The 19,687-nt window shown below is 57.4% G+C and carries 18 protein-coding genes; 4 read left to right on the forward strand and 14 right to left on the reverse strand.

What is annotated here, in order from left to right:
- Nucleotides 1-4 precede the first annotated feature (4 nt).
- From AC2FIP_RS07395 to AC2FIP_RS07410, 4 genes are all read right to left on the reverse strand, one after another.
- A complete protein-coding gene (locus AC2FIP_RS07395) occupies nucleotides 5-880 on the reverse strand; it encodes a F0F1 ATP synthase subunit gamma (protein WP_496785746.1) in 876 nt (291 codons plus the stop codon).
- Between the two features lie 15 nt (nucleotides 881-895).
- Nucleotides 896-2,434 carry a F0F1 ATP synthase subunit alpha gene (gene atpA / locus AC2FIP_RS07400; protein WP_496785748.1) on the reverse strand — a complete coding sequence of 513 codons (1,539 nt, stop codon included), beginning with the start codon at nucleotides 2,432-2,434 and terminating at the stop codon, nucleotides 896-898.
- Entirely contained in the window at nucleotides 2,435-2,995 is a 561-nt protein-coding gene (locus tag AC2FIP_RS07405; RefSeq protein ID WP_142636489.1) for a F0F1 ATP synthase subunit delta, read from the reverse strand.
- A 310-nt stretch (nucleotides 2,996-3,305) separates the two neighbouring features.
- Nucleotides 3,306-4,040 carry a class I SAM-dependent methyltransferase gene (locus tag AC2FIP_RS07410; RefSeq protein ID WP_142636487.1) on the reverse strand — a complete coding sequence of 245 codons (735 nt, stop codon included), beginning with the start codon at nucleotides 4,038-4,040 and terminating at the stop codon, nucleotides 3,306-3,308.
- 61 nt (nucleotides 4,041-4,101) lie between these two features.
- On the opposite strand from AC2FIP_RS07410, the gene gloB reads away from it, so the two are divergent.
- Complete coding sequence (gene gloB / locus AC2FIP_RS07415; protein ID WP_496785750.1) at nucleotides 4,102-4,869, forward strand: hydroxyacylglutathione hydrolase; 768 nt, start codon at nucleotides 4,102-4,104, stop codon at nucleotides 4,867-4,869.
- Nucleotides 4,870-5,043: 174 nt separating this feature from the next.
- Nucleotides 5,044-7,368: an ATP-dependent Clp protease ATP-binding subunit ClpA gene (gene clpA, locus AC2FIP_RS07420; protein ID WP_496785752.1), complete on the forward strand. Its 2,325-nt coding sequence runs from the start codon at nucleotides 5,044-5,046 to the stop codon at nucleotides 7,366-7,368.
- 137 nt (nucleotides 7,369-7,505) lie between these two features.
- Here clpA and AC2FIP_RS07425 read toward each other — a convergent pair whose 3' ends face one another.
- The 3 genes from AC2FIP_RS07425 to AC2FIP_RS07435 form a co-directional block, all read right to left on the reverse strand.
- Entirely contained in the window at nucleotides 7,506-9,185 is a 1,680-nt protein-coding gene (locus AC2FIP_RS07425; protein ID WP_496785754.1) for a peptidoglycan -binding protein, read from the reverse strand.
- Between the two features lie 3 nt (nucleotides 9,186-9,188).
- Nucleotides 9,189-10,370: a biopolymer transporter ExbB gene (locus AC2FIP_RS07430; RefSeq protein WP_496785756.1), complete on the reverse strand. Its 1,182-nt coding sequence runs from the start codon at nucleotides 10,368-10,370 to the stop codon at nucleotides 9,189-9,191.
- A gap of 69 nt (nucleotides 10,371-10,439) precedes the next feature.
- Nucleotides 10,440-10,970, reverse strand: a complete 531-nt coding sequence (locus AC2FIP_RS07435) for a gamma-glutamylcyclotransferase (RefSeq protein WP_496785758.1) — start codon at nucleotides 10,968-10,970, stop codon at nucleotides 10,440-10,442.
- A gap of 67 nt (nucleotides 10,971-11,037) precedes the next feature.
- Here AC2FIP_RS07435 and AC2FIP_RS07440 point away from each other — a divergent pair, with 67 nt between their 5' ends.
- Entirely contained in the window at nucleotides 11,038-12,039 is a 1,002-nt protein-coding gene (locus AC2FIP_RS07440) for a DUF2125 domain-containing protein (RefSeq protein ID WP_496785760.1), read from the forward strand.
- Here the strand turns inward: AC2FIP_RS07440 and AC2FIP_RS07445 are convergent.
- From AC2FIP_RS07445 to AC2FIP_RS07460, 4 genes are all read right to left on the reverse strand, one after another.
- A complete protein-coding gene (locus AC2FIP_RS07445) occupies nucleotides 12,036-12,755 on the reverse strand; it encodes an extensin-like domain-containing protein (protein ID WP_496785764.1) in 720 nt (239 codons plus the stop codon). The two genes, AC2FIP_RS07440 and AC2FIP_RS07445, sit on opposite strands and share 4 nt — an antisense overlap.
- Nucleotides 12,752-13,672, reverse strand: a complete 921-nt coding sequence (locus AC2FIP_RS07450) for a prephenate/arogenate dehydrogenase family protein (RefSeq protein WP_496785766.1) — start codon at nucleotides 13,670-13,672, stop codon at nucleotides 12,752-12,754. Before AC2FIP_RS07450 ends, AC2FIP_RS07445 begins: the two co-directional genes overlap by 4 nt.
- Nucleotides 13,669-14,754, reverse strand: a complete 1,086-nt coding sequence (hisC, locus tag AC2FIP_RS07455) for a histidinol-phosphate transaminase (RefSeq protein WP_496785768.1) — start codon at nucleotides 14,752-14,754, stop codon at nucleotides 13,669-13,671. The genes AC2FIP_RS07450 and hisC overlap by 4 nt, the downstream gene beginning before the upstream one ends.
- 65 nt (nucleotides 14,755-14,819) lie before the next feature.
- Entirely contained in the window at nucleotides 14,820-16,235 is a 1,416-nt protein-coding gene (locus AC2FIP_RS07460; RefSeq protein WP_496785770.1) for an aminotransferase class V-fold PLP-dependent enzyme, read from the reverse strand.
- A 103-nt stretch (nucleotides 16,236-16,338) separates the two neighbouring features.
- Between AC2FIP_RS07460 and AC2FIP_RS07465 the strand changes: the two genes are divergently transcribed.
- A complete protein-coding gene (locus AC2FIP_RS07465) occupies nucleotides 16,339-16,800 on the forward strand; it encodes an Lrp/AsnC family transcriptional regulator (protein WP_142636466.1) in 462 nt (153 codons plus the stop codon).
- 129 nt (nucleotides 16,801-16,929) lie between these two features.
- Here AC2FIP_RS07465 and rpsD read toward each other — a convergent pair whose 3' ends face one another.
- From rpsD to AC2FIP_RS07480, 3 genes are all read right to left on the reverse strand, one after another.
- Nucleotides 16,930-17,550, reverse strand: coding sequence for a 30S ribosomal protein S4 (rpsD, locus tag AC2FIP_RS07470; protein ID WP_058279997.1), 621 nt, complete (start codon nucleotides 17,548-17,550; stop codon nucleotides 16,930-16,932).
- 213 nt (nucleotides 17,551-17,763) lie between these two features.
- On the reverse strand, nucleotides 17,764-18,267 hold the full coding sequence (locus AC2FIP_RS07475; RefSeq protein ID WP_496785772.1) for a hypothetical protein: 504 nt from the start codon (nucleotides 18,265-18,267) through the stop codon (nucleotides 17,764-17,766).
- Nucleotides 18,268-18,549: 282 nt separating this feature from the next.
- Nucleotides 18,550-19,557, reverse strand: coding sequence for a helix-turn-helix domain-containing protein (locus AC2FIP_RS07480; RefSeq protein WP_496694686.1), 1,008 nt, complete (start codon nucleotides 19,555-19,557; stop codon nucleotides 18,550-18,552).
- Between the last annotated feature and the right edge of the window lie 130 nt (nucleotides 19,558-19,687).

Raw genomic sequence — 19,687 nt, forward strand, 5'->3', positions numbered from 1 at the left:
GTCTCTACAGCGCTTCGGCGCCGGAAATAATTTCAATCAGCTCGTTGGTGATCACGGCTTGACGCGAACGGTTGAACTGGATCGTCAGCTTGTCGATCATCTCACCCGCGTTGCGTGTCGCGTTGTCCATCGCGGACATCCGTGCACCCTGTTCCGAGGCCCCGTTTTCGAGCAGTCCCGAGAAGATCGCAGTCGCAACCGCCTTGGGCAGCAGATCGGCCAGGATGGCCTCTTCGCTGGGCTCATAATCAAAGACCGCGCCGCTGTCGTCCCCTTCGACATCCTCGAAAGAGGCAGGGATGATCTGCTGTGCCGTCGGGATCTGGCTTACGACGTTGACGAACTTCGAGTAGAAGATCGTGGCAACGTCAAACTCACCCGCGTCGAAACGGGACAGAACGTCCTTCGCAATGTCCTGCGCGTTGGTGTAACCCAGCCGCTTGACCTCGCTCAGGTCGACATGTCCAACGAACAGATCGCCATAGTCGCGCTTGATTGCGTCGCGACCTTTCTTGCCGACGGTCAGTATCTTGACCGTTTTGCCCTTGGCCTTCAGCTCATATGCTTTGGCGCGGGCCAGCTTGGCGATGTTCGAATTAAAGCCGCCACACAGGCCGCGTTCAGCTGTCATGACAACCAGCAGATGGACATCATCACTGCCCGTACCCCGGAGCAGCTTGGGGGCGCTGTCGCTGCCCCCGACCGATGCCGCCAGCCCCGCCATCACGGCATTGAACCGTGCGGCATAGGGGCGCGAGGCTTCGGCAGATTCCTGGGCGCGGCGCAGTTTAGCTGCCGCGACCATCTGCATGGCCTTGGTGATCTTGCGGGTCGATTTGACCGACTCGATCCTGTTTTTTAGTTCCTTAAGATTTGGCATGTGCCCGCCTCTCCCTTAAGCGAAGGTTGCGGCGTATTCGTCCAGCGCAGCCTTGATCTTGTCGGAAGCATCACCCTTGATCTTGGGATCTTCGTCCGTGATCCACTGAAGCAGATCCGCGTGCTTGCCACGCAGGTGCGCCAGCAGGCCAGCTTCATAGCGGCCAACGTCGGATACGTCGATCTTGTCGAGGTAACCGTTGGTGCCGGCGAAGATGACGCAGACGATTTCAGCGTTGGTCAGCGGCGAGTACTGCGGCTGTTTCATCAGCTCGGTCAGACGCGCACCACGGTTCAGCAGCTGCTGGGTCGCGGCGTCAAGGTCGGAACCAAACTGCGCAAAGGCAGCCATTTCGCGGTACTGAGCCAGCTCCAGCTTAACCGGGCCGGCAACCGACTTCATCGAGTTGGTTTGAGCCGAGGAGCCTACACGCGAAACCGACAGACCGGTGTTCACAGCAGGACGGATACCCTGATAGAACAGCTCGGTTTCAAGGAAGATCTGGCCGTCGGTAATCGAGATCACGTTGGTCGGAATAAACGCCGAAACGTCGCCACCCTGGGTTTCGATAACCGGCAGAGCCGTCAACGAGCCCGCGCCGAAGTCTTCGTTCAGCTTCGCCGAACGCTCCAGCAGGCGGGAGTGGAGGTAGAAAACGTCGCCAGGATAGGCTTCACGTCCGGGCGGACGGCGCAGCAGCAGCGACATCTGACGATAGGACACGGCCTGTTTCGACAGGTCATCATAGATGATCAGCGCGTGGCGGCCGTTGTCGCGGAAGAATTCAGCCATCGCGGTCGCGGCATAGGGTGCCAGGAACTGCATCGGCGCCGGGTCGGACGCCGTTGCGGCCACAACGATCGAATATTCAATCGCACCGGATTCTTCCAGTTTCTTCACCAGCTGAGCAACGGTCGAACGCTTTTGGCCGATGGCCACATAAACGCAGTACAGCTTCTTGGACTCATCGTCGCCCGCTGCTTCGTTGTACACTTTCTGGTTCAGGATCGCGTCCAGAGCAACGGCAGTTTTACCGGTCTGACGGTCACCAATGATCAACTCTCGCTGGCCACGGCCAATCGGGATCATCGCATCGACCGATTTCAGGCCGGTTGCCATCGGCTCGTGAACCGATTTACGCGGGATGATGCCCGGCGCTTTGACGTCTGCAACGCCGCGCTCGGTGGATTCGATCGGGCCCTTGCCGTCCAGCGGGTTGCCCAGGCCGTCAACAACACGACCCAGCAGACCGTTGCCGATTGGCACGTCCACGATCGAGTTGGTGCGCTTAACAGTGTCACCTTCTTTGATGTCACGGTCAGAACCAAAGATAACAACACCGACGTTGTCGCTTTCCAGGTTCAGCGCCATGCCCATGATGCCACCGGGGAATTCGACCATCTCACCGGCTTGCACATTGTCCAGGCCGTATACACGGGCAATCCCGTCACCGACGCTCAGCACGCGACCGATTTCGGCCACTTCGGCTTCCTGACCAAAATTCTTGATCTGGTCCTTCAGGATTGCAGAAATCTCTGCAGCTTGGATTCCCATTTATCCGACCTCTTTCATTGCATTCTGTAGGGAGTTGAGCTTGGAGCGGATCGAGCTGTCGATCATCTTCGAGCCCACTTTAACGACAAGACCGCCGATGAGGCTTTCATCAACGGTCGCATTTATTGTCACTGTCTTGCCCACACGCTCGGACAGCGTTTTGGACAGTTTATCCATCTGTGTCTTAGTCAGCGCCTTGGCCGAGGCGACATCGGCGGTCACTTCGCCACGCTCTTCGGCCAGCATGTCGCGCAGAACCTGCACCAGTTGCGGCACAACGAACAGACGGCGTTTCTGCGCCATCAGACCCAGCGTGTTGCGCAGGATGGCGTTCAGACCCATCTTGTCGGCAATCGCTGTAATCGCGCCTTCTTGTTCAGCGCGCGAAACCAGAGGCGAGGCGATCAGGTCGCGCAGATCGGCACTGTCGCCCAATGCTGCTGCCAGATCGTTGATTCCGGTTTCCAGACCTGCGAGGTCTTTATTCTCTTTAGCGATCTCAAAAATCGCTGTGGCATAGCGCTCGGCGATGCCTGTGGAAATCGAAGCTGGTTCGGACACGTCCACCCTTCCGATATTTTGGGCCCCGAATTCGCGTTGCGGCAGCTACCCGGGGGCGTGAAGAAACCCCGTCCATAAGGCCGGGGATCAAAATCAACGGGGATGTAGCAGAGGTAAACCCAGCTAGCAACATATTATCACCATGGGCACCTTATCCACAAAGCGTTCTATTTCAGATACTTAGCTTGGGTGCGACCCTTTTATACGGCTGATGAGGGTGAAAAATGTTACCAAACCGCAAGGTTTTGCGATTCCTGCAGCCATTTTCGCGTGTTTCGGCCTTATGATGGAAGCTAGTACCGGCGTTGCGCTAGGCTGGCTTGAGCAGGCCATCCAGCGCCTTGATCTGACGGCGCCCTGTCGCTTTGGTGACGGTTCCGCTGGGCGGTCTGATTTGCTTTGTCGCCTCAACCATCAGAACGCCGCCTGCCATGATCGTCGGCAATCGCTGGCCAGTTTTCTCTATCAGGCTGCCGGATTTCAACCAGAACCGACGGAAGGACGGAGGCAAATACAAGGCGGAACAATAGTTATCCGTCATAAAGTGATGCGCCCTTAGCTGGCTTTCCAACTGCGAGGCAGAATAAGGGCGCCCGAATCCAAATGGCGTTCGATCGGTCCGTGACCACAGCCCCGCACGGTTCGGTACGATAAAAAGCGCCCGTCCACCGGGACCAAGCACACGCCAGCATTCCGCCAGCAATTCGGCGGGACGTTGTGACGTTTCAAGTCCATGCATCACCACCAGCTTGTCCACATGGCCCGTTTCAATCGGCCACAAGGTCTCTTCCGTCAAAACAGATACGTTGGGCATTCCCGCAGGCCAGGGCATCACCCCCTGCGGCCCGGGCATCAGCCCGATGACGCGGCGCGCATCTTTCAGGTAGGGCCGCAACAACGGCACGGCAAAGCCAAACCCTACGACGGTTTGACCTTTGGCCTCGGGCCACAGATCAATCATTCGCCCACGAATGGCCGCCTGCGCTGCACGACCAAGAGTGCTGCGGTAGTAGAAATTCCTAAGATCCTGCACATCAAGATGCATTGCGGACACCTGGCCAATCGGATTAGCTGAGCGCAGTCTAGCAACGAAAGGGCAAAAGGCCATGCCTCTTGAGATCGTCACCATCCCATGTCTCAGCGATAACTACGCATTTCTGGCGCATGACGCGGTTAGCGGCAACACCGCATTAATCGACGCGCCCGAAAGCGATCCGATTCTGTCAGAACTGGAACGACGTGGCTGGGGCTTGTCTCATGTGTTGCTCACGCATCACCATTTCGACCACGTAGACGGGTTGCCGGCCATTTTGGAACAGCACCCGGCGACGGTGATCGGCGCTGCAGCCGACGCACATCGCCTGCCACCCTTGGATCAACAGGTCAATGACGGCGACAGTTTTGAAATCGGCGGGGAACCCGTCCTTGTTCTGGACGTTTCGGGACATACTCTTGGTCATATCGCCTTTCACATGCCGCAAAGCGCGGTGGTCTTTACCGCCGACAGCCTGATGGCAATGGGTTGTGGACGCCTGTTTGAAGGCACCGCACCGCAGATGTGGGAATCGCTGTGTAAACTGAGCGCCTTGCCGGATGACACGCTGGTTTGTTCAGGGCACGAATACACGCAGTCCAACGCCAAATTCGCTCTCACCGTCGATCCAGGAAATTCTGCGCTGCAGAAACGCGTCGCAGAAATTGACTGCACCCGAGCCGCCCAACAGCCTACGGTTCCCTCCACTCTGGCGTTGGAAAAGGCCACTAACCCCTTCCTGCGCGCTGCTGACCCAGCGATTCAGGCGCATCTGGGTATGGCAGGCGCCGAACCAGCCAAAATTTTTGCTGAAATCAGGGCTAGAAAAGATCGGTTTTGATACCTATTTCACCTACTTCACAGCCACGGTCACAACAAATGTGACTGTCAAGAGCAAGAAAACCCTTGAAGCCGGGCTCTGATCAACCAAACTCTAATAGTATGAGGACATGGTTGGGATGGGGATCCGGCCTTCAGCCCGCCCCCTTCTGACCCAAGACAGAGGAGCACCCGCGTGCCTTCATTCTCGAGCACACTAGAACAAGCCATCCACGCGGCCCTGGCGGCTGCGAATGAACGGCGACATGAATTCGCAACGCTGGAGCATCTGCTTCTGGCATTGTTGGAAGAGCCCGATGCGATCCGCGTGATGAAAGCCTGCAGCGTCGATCTTGACGAATTGCGCGGCACTTTGGTTGAATTCATCGACGAAGACCTATCGAACCTTGTCACCGATATTGACGGGTCCGAGGCTGTACCGACAGCCGCTTTCCAACGTGTGATCCAGCGCGCTGCGATCCATGTTCAAAGTTCGGGCCGGACCGAAGTGACCGGGGCGAATGTTCTGGTCGCAATCTTTGCCGAACGCGAAAGCAACGCAGCCTATTTCCTGCAGGAACAGGATATGACCCGGTATGATGCGGTGAATTTCATCGCCCATGGTGTGGCCAAGGACCCGGCTTACGGCGAAAGCCGTTCGGTATCAGGCGCGGATCAGGCGGAAGAGGAATCTCCGGCCAGCACTGCCGATGGCGAGCAAAAAGAAAGCGCGCTGGGGAAATACTGCATCGACCTGAACGCGAAATCGCGAGCAGGCGATATCGACCCGCTGATCGGACGCGCTGATGAGGTTGAGCGCTGCATTCAGGTGCTATGCCGCCGGCGCAAGAACAACCCGCTTCTGGTCGGTGATCCGGGCGTTGGCAAAACCGCAATCGCAGAGGGACTGGCATTTAAGATCATCTCTGGCGAGGCCCCCGATGTGCTGTCAGAAACCACCATCTATTCGCTGGATATGGGTGCATTGCTGGCGGGCACCCGCTATCGCGGTGATTTCGAAGAACGCCTGAAAGCGGTCGTGACCGAGCTTGAGGATCACCCAGACGCGGTTCTGTTCATTGATGAAATCCACACCGTCATCGGTGCCGGTGCCACCTCGGGCGGGGCAATGGATGCCTCGAACCTGCTGAAACCGGCCCTTCAGGGTGGAAAACTGCGCACTATGGGTTCGACCACCTACAAAGAGTTTCGCCAGCATTTCGAAAAGGATCGCGCGCTCAGCCGCCGGTTCCAGAAGATTGACGTGAACGAACCTTCGGTCGAGGACAGCGTAAAAATCCTGCGCGGTCTGAAGCCCTATTTCGAAAAGCATCACGAGATCAAATATACAGCCGACGCGATTAAAACCGCGGTCGAGTTGTCAGCACGCTACATCAATGACCGCAAGCTGCCCGACAAGGCGATCGACGTGATTGACGAAGCCGGTGCGGCCCAGCATCTGGTTGCTGAAAGCAAGCGCCGCAAGACCATCGGTGTCAAAGAGATCGAGGCCGTTGTTGCCAAGATCGCCCGGATTCCACCCAAGAACGTCACCAAGGACGATGCCGAGGTTCTGAAAGACCTTGAAAAGTCGCTCAAACGGGTGGTCTTCGGACAAGACGTGGCGATTGAGGCGCTGTCCAGCGCCATCAAACTGGCGCGCGCCGGTCTGCGCGAGCCGGAAAAGCCCATCGGCAACTATCTGTTTGCTGGCCCAACCGGTGTGGGAAAGACCGAAGTCGCGAAACAGCTGGCGGATACGCTGGGAGTGGAACTGCTGCGTTTTGATATGTCGGAATACATGGAGAAACACGCGGTCAGCCGCCTGATCGGTGCGCCTCCGGGCTATGTCGGGTTCGACCAAGGCGGTTTGCTGACTGATGGTGTCGACCAGCATCCGCATTGCGTTCTGCTGCTGGATGAGATCGAAAAAGCCCACCCGGACGTGTTCAACATCCTGCTGCAAGTGATGGACCACGGAGAGTTGACCGACCACAATGGTCGCACGGTGAACTTCCGCAACGTGGTGCTGATCATGACCTCGAATGCAGGGGCGCAAGAACAGGCAAAGGCGGCCATCGGCTTTGCCCGTGACCGCCGCGAAGGTGAGGATACCGCCGCGATCGAACGTATGTTCACGCCGGAATTCCGCAACCGTCTGGATGCTGTCATTTCCTTCGCGCCGCTGCCGAAAGAGGTCATCCTGCAGGTGGTCGAGAAGTTCGTGCTGCAGCTTGAAGCACAGCTACTGGACCGCAATGTGACCATCGATCTGACGCCAAAAGCCGCCGAATGGCTGGCCGACAAAGGCTATGACGACAAGATGGGCGCACGCCCATTGGGACGCGTCATTCAGGAACACATCAAGAAACCTCTGGCCGAGGAGCTGCTGTTTGGCAAGCTGGCCAAGGGCGGTGTCGTTCGCGTCTCGGTCAAGAAGGGAGAGCTGGATCTGGACATTTTTGGCCCCGATCAACCGCGCATCCCTGGCGACAAACCCCCGCTTCTGACTGCAGATTAAAAGCAGCGCATCAAATCAAAGCCCGGCTTCTACGCCGGGCTTTTTTCTTGCCCGAGCTGAGTCTCCTGTCTCAAAAGAAAATCTCAGGGGCGCCCGGAAAACCACCCAACTCTGACAATGGGCCTTCCTTGCTGCAATCAGCGCTCGGTCAGCTTCAATTCGATCCGGCGATTCTGAGCGCGCGCTTCTGGGGTGTTTGCGGGGTTGAAGGGTTGGAATTCACCAAAGCCATTGGCCGCCAGACGCTGCGGTGGAATACCCAGCGCATCGACCATATAACGGACAACCGACAAGGCGCGTCCCTGGCTAAGCTCCCAGTTGTCCCGATAGCGGCCAGTTCCGGCCAGCGGGACATTGTCGGTATGGCCGTCCACGCGAATAACCCAGTTCAGGCCTTCGGGAATTTCAGCCGCGACACTGCGCAGTATATTGGCCACCTTGGCGATCTCAAGCTGACCCTTGGACGACAGCACTGCTGATCCTGTATCGAACAGTACTTCGGACGAGAACACAAACCGATCGCCCTCGATCCGAACGCCTTCCTGATTACCCAGCACATCGCGCAACCGACCGAAGAATTCCGAGCGATATCGCTGAAGATCCTCGGCCTGCGCCGTAAGTTCTTGGTTCTGACCCGAAAGAGCCTCGGCCTCGGCCTCAAGCCGGGCGCGCTCGGCCTCTTCCAACAGACGACGACGACGCTCTTCCGAGGCGGCGCGGGCGAGTGCGGCGTTCAGATCCTGACCCAATGTTTGAATACGAATATCTGCGGCGGCGTTGCGGTCTTCGTAATCGTCCAGCAGGGCCTGCAATCCACCCAGCTGCTCGCGCAGGGCTGCCATCTGCTGGTTCAGCAAGGCAGTCTGACGCTGCGCCTTGGCTGAAACGGCTTTCTCGGCAGAGATTGCCTCACGCGCAACGGCCAGCAAGGCTGCGCGTTCTTCGGCCAATGTGCGCTGTATCTGTTCCGCTGAGAGGGCCTCGGTCTGGGCGGCCAATGCGGCTTGCAACTGGGCCTGCAACTCTTGGCTATCAAGCTCACCAAATTGGCGCTCAAGCTCGGCCTTGGCGGCTTGCGCAGCGGCCAGCAGAGTCAGGGTTTCTTCGGCTTGCTTGCGTTGCGCTTCCAGCGCCAGCGTCATTGCGGTCAGTTCCGCATCCGCATCCTGCAGACGATTGCGCAGGTTTTCGGCAGCCGCAGCTTCGGCCAGGCGCGCGGCCTCTTCGGCGTCAAGCTGGCCTTCAAGCTCGGTGACCAATGCGGCCTGCGCGACCTCATTTTGTTCCAAATCCGCCACCAACGCTTCAAGCGCTTCGCGGCGGGCAGCATCAAGCCGGGCGGCCTCGGCCTGGGCATCGACCTCGGCACGGCTTTGGGCAAGGGCCAGGTTCAGGGCCTCTTGTTCATTCAGCAATTCCGAACGCTCAGATTCCAGTGAGGCGATAACCCCCAGCGACCGCTCCTGATCGGCCAACAGAGATGCGACCTGTGCTTCGAATGACGTGATCCTGGTTTGCGCCTGCGCCAGATCTTCCTCGGCCTGCGTCAGGGTCGCATTCAGCGCCCCTAATCGGGCCTGAAGGCGGCTGTTTTCCCTTTCTTCCAACCCAAGAGCACCGGCAAGGGCCGCCACTTCGCCGGACAGGGCGGTCAGTTCATCCTCTTGCCCCGAAATCGTCTCGCGCAGCACGAATTGCACCACCATGAAGATGGTCAACACAAAGGTCAGCACCATCAACAGCCCGGTCATCGCATCCACGAAACCCGGCCAGACCGACCCCTGAAACCGCTGACCTGTGCGACGGGACAGAGCCATGGATTACTCTCCTTCCGGAGCGGTTCGAACGGCGCCTCGGGGCAATGTAAGAGCTTTGACCAACAGTTCGATGTCCTTGCGCAGCTCGCTCATGCTTTCTTGGCGGCCTGCAGAAATTTCTTCGAGTATACGCAGCAACTGAACATCCATCGAGCGCAGGCGCATGCGGCTTTCTGCGTCTATTCCTTCGCTGGTCCCCTGTTCCCGCAGATGATCCAGCAGAGCGTCCTGCCCCAGTGCGACACGTTCCAGCGCAGCGGTGACATTCTCGGTCTCAGACTGACGCTGGTTCATATCTCCGATTGCGCCGACTAGGTTCCCCAACTTGACCGACAACTCTGCCCGGTCGGTTTCCTGCGCAGAAAACAGGTCCTGCAGGGCGTTCATCTGTTCGGACATTGCATCCAGAACCGGTGTCAGAACCGCCAGTTCGGTGCTGCTGCCGTCATCGCCTGCTGCAAAGCCGACACGGGTGATCGAGGACAACCATTCTTCGAGCTCTCGATAAAACCGGTTCTGCCCGTGGCCCGCGAACAGTTCCAGCAACCCCACAATCAGCGATCCGGCAAGACCCAGCAACGAAGACCCAAAGGCCACGCCCATTCCTTGCAGTTGCGTTTCAAGGCCAACCATCAGGCGGTTGAACACCGCCAGCCCTTCTTCGCCATCCTGCGGATTGAGACTGCGGATCGTGTCGACAATAGCGGGGACCGTCGTCGCCAAGCCAAAAAACGTTCCCAAAAGCCCAAGATAGATCAGAACATTGGTGATATAACGCGTGATCTCACGCTCTTCCTCGACCCGTTCGGCCACCGAATCCAAAATAGACCGGGTCGAACTGGAACTGATCTGCGACCGCGCACCCCGGTCCCGCAGCAGCGACGCCAGCGGTGCCAAAAGCTGAGGCGTGCGCGCGTCCTCATGAACAACGCCACCAACGAAGGACTCGATCCAGCGCACCGAACCGATCAACTGTGTCACCTGATAAAAACAGGCAATTACGCCGACGAAAAATACCAGAAGGATAAAACCGTTCAGATACGGGTTTGCATAGAAAACCGGCAAAACGTAAGGCAGCGCCATGAAGATGCCCATACCAGCCAGGCCGATCGCCACAAGCATCGTTACGATCTGACGAATGGGTTGCGAGAAATGCGGTCTCGCGCCCTGTTGTGCCTGCGCCATGCGCGTTTTTCCCGGTTCTTTTCTGCTCTGACGCGAATCTACCGAAAATCTGCCGGTGACGCCAAGGGTTTATGAGGTAATGCTTCGCACCCGTTGCGCTAACCACTCAAGATCGGGATCACGCAGACCAATCTCGGTCAGATGTTCAGCTGTGTTATAAAGGTATTCGGAATTTGGACCGCGCCCGCCGACAGCATGGGCTATGATCTGCGCCTGGTCTTCCAACGGCATGCCCCCGCAATACTGCACGTGATCTGCGTCGATAACATAGGTGACTGCCGTTACGACCTCGTCCGTTTCCAAATGCACATCCAGCATCTTTTCGACATAGGCCGACGAGATCAGCTCGCGCTCGCGCAGTTCATGCAAGGTACGCTCTTCGTGGCCTGCTTCGACGGCGAGGGCCAGACCTTTGCACAGGGTGTCTTGCTGTTCATCCAACGCCAGAACAAGGCCGGGTTTCTCTTCGGTTCCGCGGTGATGAATCGAACTCATGCAGAAAGACCGCGCATATCCATTCAGGGTTGCGCGTTCGCTGCGGGACACGGGAAAGCCGGGATTCCACAGCAGCGACCCATATCCGAAAACCCACATCGTCATAGCACTGGTCCTTGCCCGTTTGCGCCTATAAACATCAATTTCAAGGCGGGAAAAAGGGCCATTAGCAATGCGCGGGCTAATACGAGTAGTCATTTTCATCACTGCGATCTGGAGCGCCTATTGGTTCGTCGCCGGATATGGATTGCGCAACGCGATCACAACATGGTTCGACAACCAAAAAGAAAGAGGCTGGCTGGCCGATTTTTCGGACGTAGCCACAGCAGGCTATCCGTTCAACCACGTCACCCGACTGAACAGCCCCGCACTGGCCGACCCGGTCAACGGCACCGCCTGGAGCGCCGACTGGATCGAATTCCAAAGCCCCGCGATCTGGCCGGGTCGGCAAGTTCTGCGTTTCGCGGAAACGCCGCAGCTGCTGTCCTATTTCGATCAAACGTCGACCATCGTTGCAGCTGACCTGCAGGCCGAGCTGCAGTTGCAACCTGGTGTCGCGCTGATGCTAGAGAAAATGTCTCTGACTGCCGGACCATGGTCCGTTGCCAATGATGCTGATTTGCTAGCAGCGGGAACCACGCTTGGTCTGGTGATGGAGCAAACCGAAAATCCTCAAGCCTATGCGATCAGCGCACGGATCGACGGCTTTTCCCCCGGCGATGATCTGCGCGCCATGATGCATTCCGCCACCACACTGCCCCAGACATTCGATGCGCTGGAATTGGACATGGTCGCCACCTTTGACAAACCCTGGGACCGATCCGCGTTGGAGCAAAGCCGGCCTCAGCCCACCCGGATCGCCCTGCGTCTGGCCGAGATGAAATGGGGTGCACTACGCTTGTTTGCAGCCGGAGAGCTGGATGTGGACGATCAGGGCATCCCAACAGGCGAGATTTCGATCAAGGCTGAAAATTGGCGTGAGATGGTTGCCATGGCCAACGCCGCAGGGGCCCTACCCGATCAGGCGGTAGACCCTGTTACACGTGCCCTGAAATTCATGGCTGGCTTGGGGGGCAATCCCGACGCGCTGGATCTGCAGTTGAACTTCCGTGAGGGCTATGTGGCGCTTGGCCCGCTACCCCTTGGTCCGGCCCCGCGGTTGATCCTGCGTTAACGGCAGTACGGGCCACGGCGATACCGGGCTGTGTCCAAGTGAAAATGATCCCGGTGATACCGGTCCGCATTCGGGCCAAGTACCGTTCCGAACGGCCCGCAGGCGGCGCGCCAGATCTTGGTCAGTTGCTTCTTTGACGGGTTCTTGCGCCAACCGTTCAGAACGGTCACAACCTCGCCATTCGCCATCTTGAAACCTGATATGTCTATGGCCCGGCCTTTACCGTGTTCCGATATCCGCGCACCCTTGCGGTTGTTGCGCGTCCGGCATGCGTAGTGGGCCGCGACCTGCAGTTCGACAACGGGACCGCGCCTTTTGAAGGTGGGCTTCACGCTTTTCTCGACCCATTGGTTCAGCGCAATTGCTGTGCCGCAATCCATGGTGGACGGACGGCTAAGCGCCACACCAGAAACTGAGGTGATCTGTACCGCTTCCTTGATCCCGCAGGCTTTGATCTTGCCGGGAACATTACCCACCGGCTTGCCCTGAATTTCGATATTCCCGCAGACCGATGTTTTGCGCAGCTTACGCTTTTTGAACAGCACCTGCTGTACCAGCGTATTCGGCTGCAACTCTGGCTGCATCCCGACCGGAGCGGCAAAGGCCAGAACCGGTTGGTCATCGGGGGTCAACAGGTGTTCAGATGGCGTTGAATTCCCCATTGTGGCACCAAGTACCAACCACCCAATCGACAGAACGCTCCAGCCGCGCCTCATGGGTTGGTTTTCCCGCGACCGAAATCCGGGGCGTCCGTATCCTGCCCGGCATCAATGATCCCGCGCCGGATCGCACGTGTGCGCGTGAAATAATCGAACAGCTGATCGCCGTCACCTATACGAATGGCCCGCTGCAGCGCAAACAGTTCTTCAGTGAAACGCCCCAATATCTCTAGCGTCGCATCCTTGTTGGTCAGAAACACATCGCGCCACATAGTCGGGTCCGAGGCCGCGATCCGGGTGAAATCCCGAAAGCCCGCGGCCGAGTATTTGATGACCTCGCTATCGGTCACACGGCGCAGATCATCCGCTACGCCGACCATCGTATAGGCGATAAGGTGTGGCGCATGGGATGTCACTGCAAGAACCAGATCATGGTGATCGGCATCCATCTCATCAACATTCGAACCCAAACCCGTCCACAATGAGCGTAGTCGCGCAACGGCCTCCGGGTTCGAACCCTCAACCGGCACCAAAAGGCACCAACGATTGTCGAACAGCTCGGCAAATCCGGATTCAGGGCCGGAATGCTCGGTCCCGGCCAGCGGATGCGCGGGAATGAAATGAACATCCTGCGGGATGTGAGGTGAGACATCTTGAATGACGTGTCGCTTTACCGAACCCACGTCCGAAACGGTCGCGCCCGGCTTCAGGGCAGGCGCAATCTCCTGCGCTACCGCGCCCATCGCGCCAACAGGCACGCACAGAACCACAAGGTCTGCACCCTCAACGGCCTCTTGCGCGGTGTCACAGATCCGGTCGCATAGGCCAATCTTGCGCGCGGTGTCGCGCGTGGCTTCGGACCGGGCATAGCCGGTTACTTCGGCGGCCAATCCAGCACGTTTAATCGCCCAGAACATCGACGATGCGATCAGGCCCAACCCGATCAGCGCAACGCGGTCATATACCTGGCTCATGCGGCGCCCCCTTTGAAAGCGGTTATGGCCGCTACGACACGGCGACAAGCCTCCTCGTCCCCAACCGTGATCCGAAGAGCATTTGGCAGGTTATATCCCGCGACGCGGCGCACGATCAAACCCTGTGTCTTGAGGTAATCGTCGCACGCTTCGGCCTCGGCCTGATCCCTAAAGCGGGCGAGGATGAAATTGGTGTTGGACGCATCCGAAGATACGCCGATTTTGGACAACTGGGCCGAAAGCCAAACTCGCAGGCGTGCATTTTCGCTGTGGCAAAAGGTCAGGTACTCTTCGTCCTTTATGGCGGCTTCGGCAGCGGCCAACGCAGTCAGCGACAGGTTGAAGGGCTGGCGCACCCGGTTCAGCACATCAATGATCTCTTGCGCCGCAAAGCCCCAACCGACCCGCATCCCGCCCAGCCCATAGATCTTGGAAAAGGTCCGCGTCATGATCACATTCTCGAACCGATCCACCAGAGCGCGGCCTCCGTCGAACCCTTCGACAAACTCGGCATAGGCGCCATCAATCACCATCAGACAGGTCTGTGGCAAGCTCTCGGCCAGTCGGATCAGATCAGCCTCGGGGATCATGGTCGATGTCGGATTGCCCGGGTTGGTCACGAACACGATCCGGGTCTGGTCGGTTACAGCGGCACGTATCTTGTCCACATCGACGCGACGATCGGTTTCGAACACCATCACCGGCGTGGCACCCGCCATCCGCGCAATGATCGGATACATCGAAAACCCGTGTTCGGTATAGATAACCTCATCCCCCGGACCGGCATAGGCCTGTGCCACGAATTGCAGCACCTCGTCACTGCCCACGCCGCAGATAATTCGCGCCGGGTCCAGCCCGTGGCGTTCGCCAATAGCCATACGCAGACTGGCGTGATCTGTACTGGGATACCGGTTCAGGGTGGCCGCACTGTCACGCACTGCTTCGATCGCTTTGGGGCTAGGGCCAAAGGGGTTTTCGTTCGAGCTCAACTTGATCACATGGTCGACCCCCGCCACCTTCGACTGGCCGCCCTGATAAAGCGCGATGTCCATAATGCCGGGTTGAGGGGTGATCTGGGTCATAAGAGGCTCCGTATTTAGAAGCCCCTCATACCCGTCTCAAAGCGTTGAGAAAAGCGGCAATTCCCTTAAGCCGCCTTGAAGCGGGCTGTCGCCGGGTCGGCGTCGTAAAAGGGGGTAAATTCTTCGGTCCGCCGGGACAGGTCATTGACGCTGTCGATGATGAAGCGGACAGTCTCTTGGGACATCAGATATGAAAAGTTCAGACGCACCCAACCGGGTTTTTTCAACTCTTCACCAGCACCAAGCGCCGCATGCAACTGCTCCGAGGCTGCACGATCAATACCCAGCAACCGATGCGCATAGGGCCCGGCACAAGCACACCCGCCCCGCGCTTGAATGCCATAAACATCACTCAGCATCCGGGTGAATAACTGCTGGTGCACCGGCTGACCTTTACTGTCATGAACAAGAAAGGAAAAAATCGGCAACCGATGTGGATTGTGCGCGCCCAACAAGGTCAGACCTGGGTTATCTCCCCACCCTTCCAATGCCATCTGGTTATAAAGCGCCTCGCGCCTTGCGATTTCGTCTGCGCCAACCGCATCTTTGACCATGAAAGCCAACGCGGCACGGATATCGCCTATGACATTCGGCGTTCCCGCCTCTTCGCGCGTTGCAAGATCGGCGCTGTAGTCATGCCCCCAAGGGGACACGAAACTCACAGTGCCACCACCGGGCCAGCTGGGGCATGTGCGCTGCACAACGTTTTGATTGACGATCAATACACCAGACGCGCCGGGTCCACCGGCAAATTTATGAGGAGAGACCACGATCGCATCCTTGCGCGCATCCGCAGGGCCCATTCTCATTGGCAGATAAGGCCCACCGCCCGCATAATCCCAAACCGCTACAGCGCCATTAGCCTTGAGCAGCCGCGTAACCGGGTCGGGATCAGTGATTATGCCCGTCACATTCGAAGCGGCCGAAAATGACCCGATAATCAGATCCGAGTCCGCGTTTTCAACCAAGGCACGCTCTAAAGCCGACAGATCGACACCCCCTTCGGGTGCTTCGGGGATTTCAATCACCATCGCTTTGCTTTCCCGCCACGGCAGGATGTTCGAATGGTGCTCATATGGGCCGATCAAAACCACTGGTCGCGCAGCAGCCTCGATCCCCAACAGGTTGACCAGCCGGTTGAGACCCGCTGTAGCGCCCGATCCCGTAAAGATCACCGCATCATTTTCCCCGGCGCCAACAATCCGGGAGATTTCCACACGGGCCTCGCGCCGCAGTCGGGTCATGTAGGCCCCGCAATAAGACGCCTCGGTGTGGCTGTTGGCATAAAACGGCAACACATGAGCGGCCACAAAATCCTCGACCTGCTTCAATGCGCGGCCCGACGCAACATAATCCGCGTAAACCAAAGGTATGTCCCCGCGCAGCCCCGGGATCATAACATTCTCGCCGATTAAGCCATCGCGCAACGTGTCGCTACGAACAGCAGCTTCAATGTCAGAACGAAATTGGGAAAGTGTCATTATATGGACTCCGAAGTTTCCCAACAAATATGATTGATATGTGTTGTGTATATAATGCATATTTTTAGATGGTTTTCATAAATCATGTGTCATATGATTTGGAATGTCAAAAAATCTAGATCATATTGACCACCGCCTGCTGCGTGAATTGCAAACCGACGCTACGCTGTCCCAACGAGAATTGGCCGACCGCATCGGGCTATCGCAAAACGCCTGCTGGCGTCGGCTGAAGGCCCTGAATGATCAGGGCGTCATCATCGGATCGACGGCGCAAATCGCGCGTGAAAAACTAGGGCTGAGCCTTGTGGTCTTCGTCATGCTGCGTACGCGGCACCACTCGGCCGAGTGGTTACAGGCCTTTCGCAGGCATGTTCTGACGATACCAGAGGTCGTGGACTTCCACCGCATTGGCGGCGATTACGACTATCAGCTCAAGGTTGTTACGCAGGATATGGCTTCGTACGACAAGGTCTATCAACGCCTCATCGAAAAAGTCGAGCTGGACAGCGTAACCTCATATTTCGCGATGGAGGCAATTGCAGAAGGACGACCCTTGCCAATCTGATCCGCTCTTTATTTGGCCAAAAAAATTGCTCGGGGGGCATCGCGGCTGGTCGTGATTGGGGGCAGAGTCCCCTAAAACGAAAAAGGCCGCGCAACCGCGCGGCCTTTCGAATTTCGATTTCGGCGAAGATTAGTTCTTCGCGTAGAATTCGACAACCAGGTTCGGTTCCATCATGACAGGGTAAGGCACATCGCCCAGACCCGGTGCGCGCACGAAAGTCGCGGTCATTTTCGAGTGGTCGGCGTCGATGTAATCAGGAACATCACGCTCGGCCAGAGCAGCAGCTTCAAGAACAACGGCCAGTTGCTTGGACTTGTCACGTACTTCGATGACGTCGCCTTCTTTGACACGGTAGCTGGGGATGTTGACCCGCTTGCCGTTCACTGTGACGTGGCCGTGGTTCACGAACTGACGCGCGGCGAACACGGTCGCGACGAATTTGGCCCGATAGACAACGGCGTCCAGACGGCGTTCCAGCAGACCAATCAGGTTTTCACCGGTATCGCCGTTGACACGAACAGCTTCGGCATAGATGCGGCGGAACTGCTTTTCGGTCAGGTCGCCATAGTAGCCCTTCAGCTTCTGCTTGGCGCGCAGCTGCAGACCGAAGTCAGACAGTTTGCCTTTCCGGCGCTGACCGTGCTGACCAGGGCCGTATTCACGACGGTTGACCGGGGATTTCGGACGACCCCAGATGTTTTCGCCCATCCGGCGGTCGATTTTGTACTTGGCAGACGTGCGTTTGGTCACGGCTGATCTCCTTCTTAAGGTCGAGGCCCTGATAGGCCACTATGAAGGGCGTTGTCCTCTTGAGGTTTCCCTCATGACAGGCCTCCCCTTGCGGGGGCCACCAACACCAATGAAGCCGCGCTTATATCCGCAGCGCTGGCAGAGTCAACATGCCGAACGGAAGGAACCGAAACTTTCTGAAATTCGATTCAAAGACGGCACCACTAACGGGATTTAGTCCGCTAAAGTGGCACCGTTTACAGTTGCGCGTAGGTTCGCGACACCAGTGTACTGGAACTGAGTGGCCTTGCGATGAAACGCGACGACAGTTCCGTCCTGCTCTGCAACTTCACCACTCTGATGCTTGATCTGAGTATATGCGCTGATCCAGAATTCCTGATCGCGTGAAGGACAGCCGCTTTCAAACACCAGCGACGGGCTTTCATCATCATCGGAAACGACCAGTAACGCTGAAAACCGTTGCGCCCCGTTCATAAGCTCGAGCGTTCCGACGACATTATCCGAAAAAGTCGTGGCAGGAATAACGCGCCCGATTGTACCTGATGCAAATGCGTTTTTACGCCCGACAACTTCAGCGCTGCCTGCCAGCATCGATGCCTGACCGCGCCAGGACCAGGCCGACCCTACATTTAAAAATGCCAGAGGCGCCGCCTCTAGCCCATCAATCTCTGTCTGCGACCATGAAATGGCAACACGACCGTTTACCCCGGTATTCATTTTACCGCCCGTACCCCTCAACAAATCACTGCCCGATGGCCAAGGGTTTATCAGTGACGATTCCGGCAGAAAAGGGACGGAATTGCAGCAATCACGAGAATGTTGCAGAACAGAATCAGAATCCGGATGCAGAAATCCGCGTTTCAAAGACTTAAAGGATCATACTGAGCCCGAATGTCGGTCTGCCCTGCATTCGGTCTGATCAGGCTTTTTTCGATTCGCCAACCACAGCGGATTTAGATTTCAAATGCGTGCGCCCTAATCGGCACACTGCACGAGCTGTCAGTTCACCAGCCCCCGATCCGCCATCCCACCGGAAAAGCGGAGGCTGCGGATATCTTCCGGCATCGTCTTGTACTGGTCTCGAAAAGCACGTTTCAGTGACGTTGTAGACGAAAACCCTGTGGCGGTGGCAATCTCGATTTGTGGCAAATCCGTAAACCGCAGCAGGCTATGCGCACGTTCCAAACGCAATTCTCGGTATGTGGCCAAAAGCTTTGCCCCCGTCTTGTTCAGAAACCGTCTCTGAAGCTGCCGGGTTGAAGTGCCGACCATGTTCGAAAGATCCGTGATCCTGAGTGGCTCTTCGACATGGTTCAGCATTGCCTCAACGGCTGACATAACCAGGTGATCCCCGCCCGCACGATGGATCAAGCGATTGGCAAGCTGGCTTTCGCAGTCCCGCTTGGGTTCGGACAGGCCGATAAACCCGCGTAGGTTATCAGCCATGTTCTCACCATGGTCCAACGAAACAAAATCCGCCAACAAACGCAGCGTACTCAGACGTGTCGTCGCGCTATGCGTGCGCCCGCGCGCCGCCAGATATGTGCCTGTACCACAGTTGGTCAAACCTGCTTCACGCGCTGCCGCATCGAAGTTGGGGTGAATGGCCGCGACTGTTTTTTCCGACAATCTAATCTGGGCCAGCACAAGCACGGCACCACCGACAAGAACGGTCCGTGGCGAAAGGTTCAGAACTTGTGAGACCCATGTTTTTTCGGCGTCGGACAACGTCCAACAATCCGAAAAATCGCCCCAGAAAACAGCGGCTCTTCCGGTCCAGTACTGCGGTCCTCCTACGGACCCCGCACCAGCCAAACGCAGATTAACAACGTAGGAGTGGTCGCCGGTCAGGTCGCTCAGGGCATGATAAAATTCCCTGATCATCTCGGCCGAGGCAAATGCACTACTATCGCGCACGATCACATCGATGTTGTGGGTTCGCACGAACGCAGCAGAGGTTGGCTCAGCCAGATAGGCTTGGTCATTTTCGAAGATGCAATGCTTCATGTCTCCCCCGCTGAAAAGCCTGGGCCACAGGCAAAGGCATATGGCCCGGGATGGATCAGCCCCTGGCCAGTGCGGGGGCTGATCTGGTTGTCGTCTGTTTACTCAGCTGCGTCTTCGTATTCGGACATTG

The sequence above is a fragment of the Ruegeria sp. CDSB114 genome (assembly GCF_059611025.1).

Bases quoted from the DNA above. Each gene is read 5' to 3' on its own strand.
- AC2FIP_RS07450 (WP_496785766.1), bottom strand. From the start codon at position 13,672: ATGAGCCAGGTATATGACCGCGTTGCGCTGATCGGGTTGGGCCTGATC.
- AC2FIP_RS07425 (WP_496785754.1), bottom strand. From the start codon at position 9,185: ATGGCTCTGTCCCGTCGCACAGGTCAGCGGTTTCAGGGGTCGGTCTGG.
- AC2FIP_RS07430 (WP_496785756.1), bottom strand. From the start codon at position 10,370: ATGGCGCAGGCACAACAGGGCGCGAGACCGCATTTCTCGCAACCCATT.
- AC2FIP_RS07410 (WP_142636487.1), bottom strand. From the start codon at position 4,040: ATGCATCTTGATGTGCAGGATCTTAGGAATTTCTACTACCGCAGCACT.
- AC2FIP_RS07445 (WP_496785764.1), bottom strand. From the start codon at position 12,755: ATGAGGCGCGGCTGGAGCGTTCTGTCGATTGGGTGGTTGGTACTTGGT.
- AC2FIP_RS07480 (WP_496694686.1), bottom strand. From the start codon at position 19,557: ATGAAGCATTGCATCTTCGAAAATGACCAAGCCTATCTGGCTGAGCCA.
- AC2FIP_RS07465 (WP_142636466.1), top strand. From the start codon at position 16,339: ATGTCAAAAAATCTAGATCATATTGACCACCGCCTGCTGCGTGAATTG.
- AC2FIP_RS07395 (WP_496785746.1), bottom strand. From the start codon at position 880: ATGCCAAATCTTAAGGAACTAAAAAACAGGATCGAGTCGGTCAAATCG.
- atpA (WP_496785748.1), bottom strand. From the start codon at position 2,434: ATGGGAATCCAAGCTGCAGAGATTTCTGCAATCCTGAAGGACCAGATC.
- gloB (WP_496785750.1), top strand. From the start codon at position 4,102: ATGCCTCTTGAGATCGTCACCATCCCATGTCTCAGCGATAACTACGCA.
- AC2FIP_RS07435 (WP_496785758.1), bottom strand. From the start codon at position 10,970: ATGACGATGTGGGTTTTCGGATATGGGTCGCTGCTGTGGAATCCCGGC.
- AC2FIP_RS07440 (WP_496785760.1), top strand. From the start codon at position 11,038: ATGCGCGGGCTAATACGAGTAGTCATTTTCATCACTGCGATCTGGAGC.
- AC2FIP_RS07460 (WP_496785770.1), bottom strand. From the start codon at position 16,235: ATGACACTTTCCCAATTTCGTTCTGACATTGAAGCTGCTGTTCGTAGC.
- hisC (WP_496785768.1), bottom strand. From the start codon at position 14,754: ATGACCCAGATCACCCCTCAACCCGGCATTATGGACATCGCGCTTTAT.
- AC2FIP_RS07475 (WP_496785772.1), bottom strand. From the start codon at position 18,267: ATGAATACCGGGGTAAACGGTCGTGTTGCCATTTCATGGTCGCAGACA.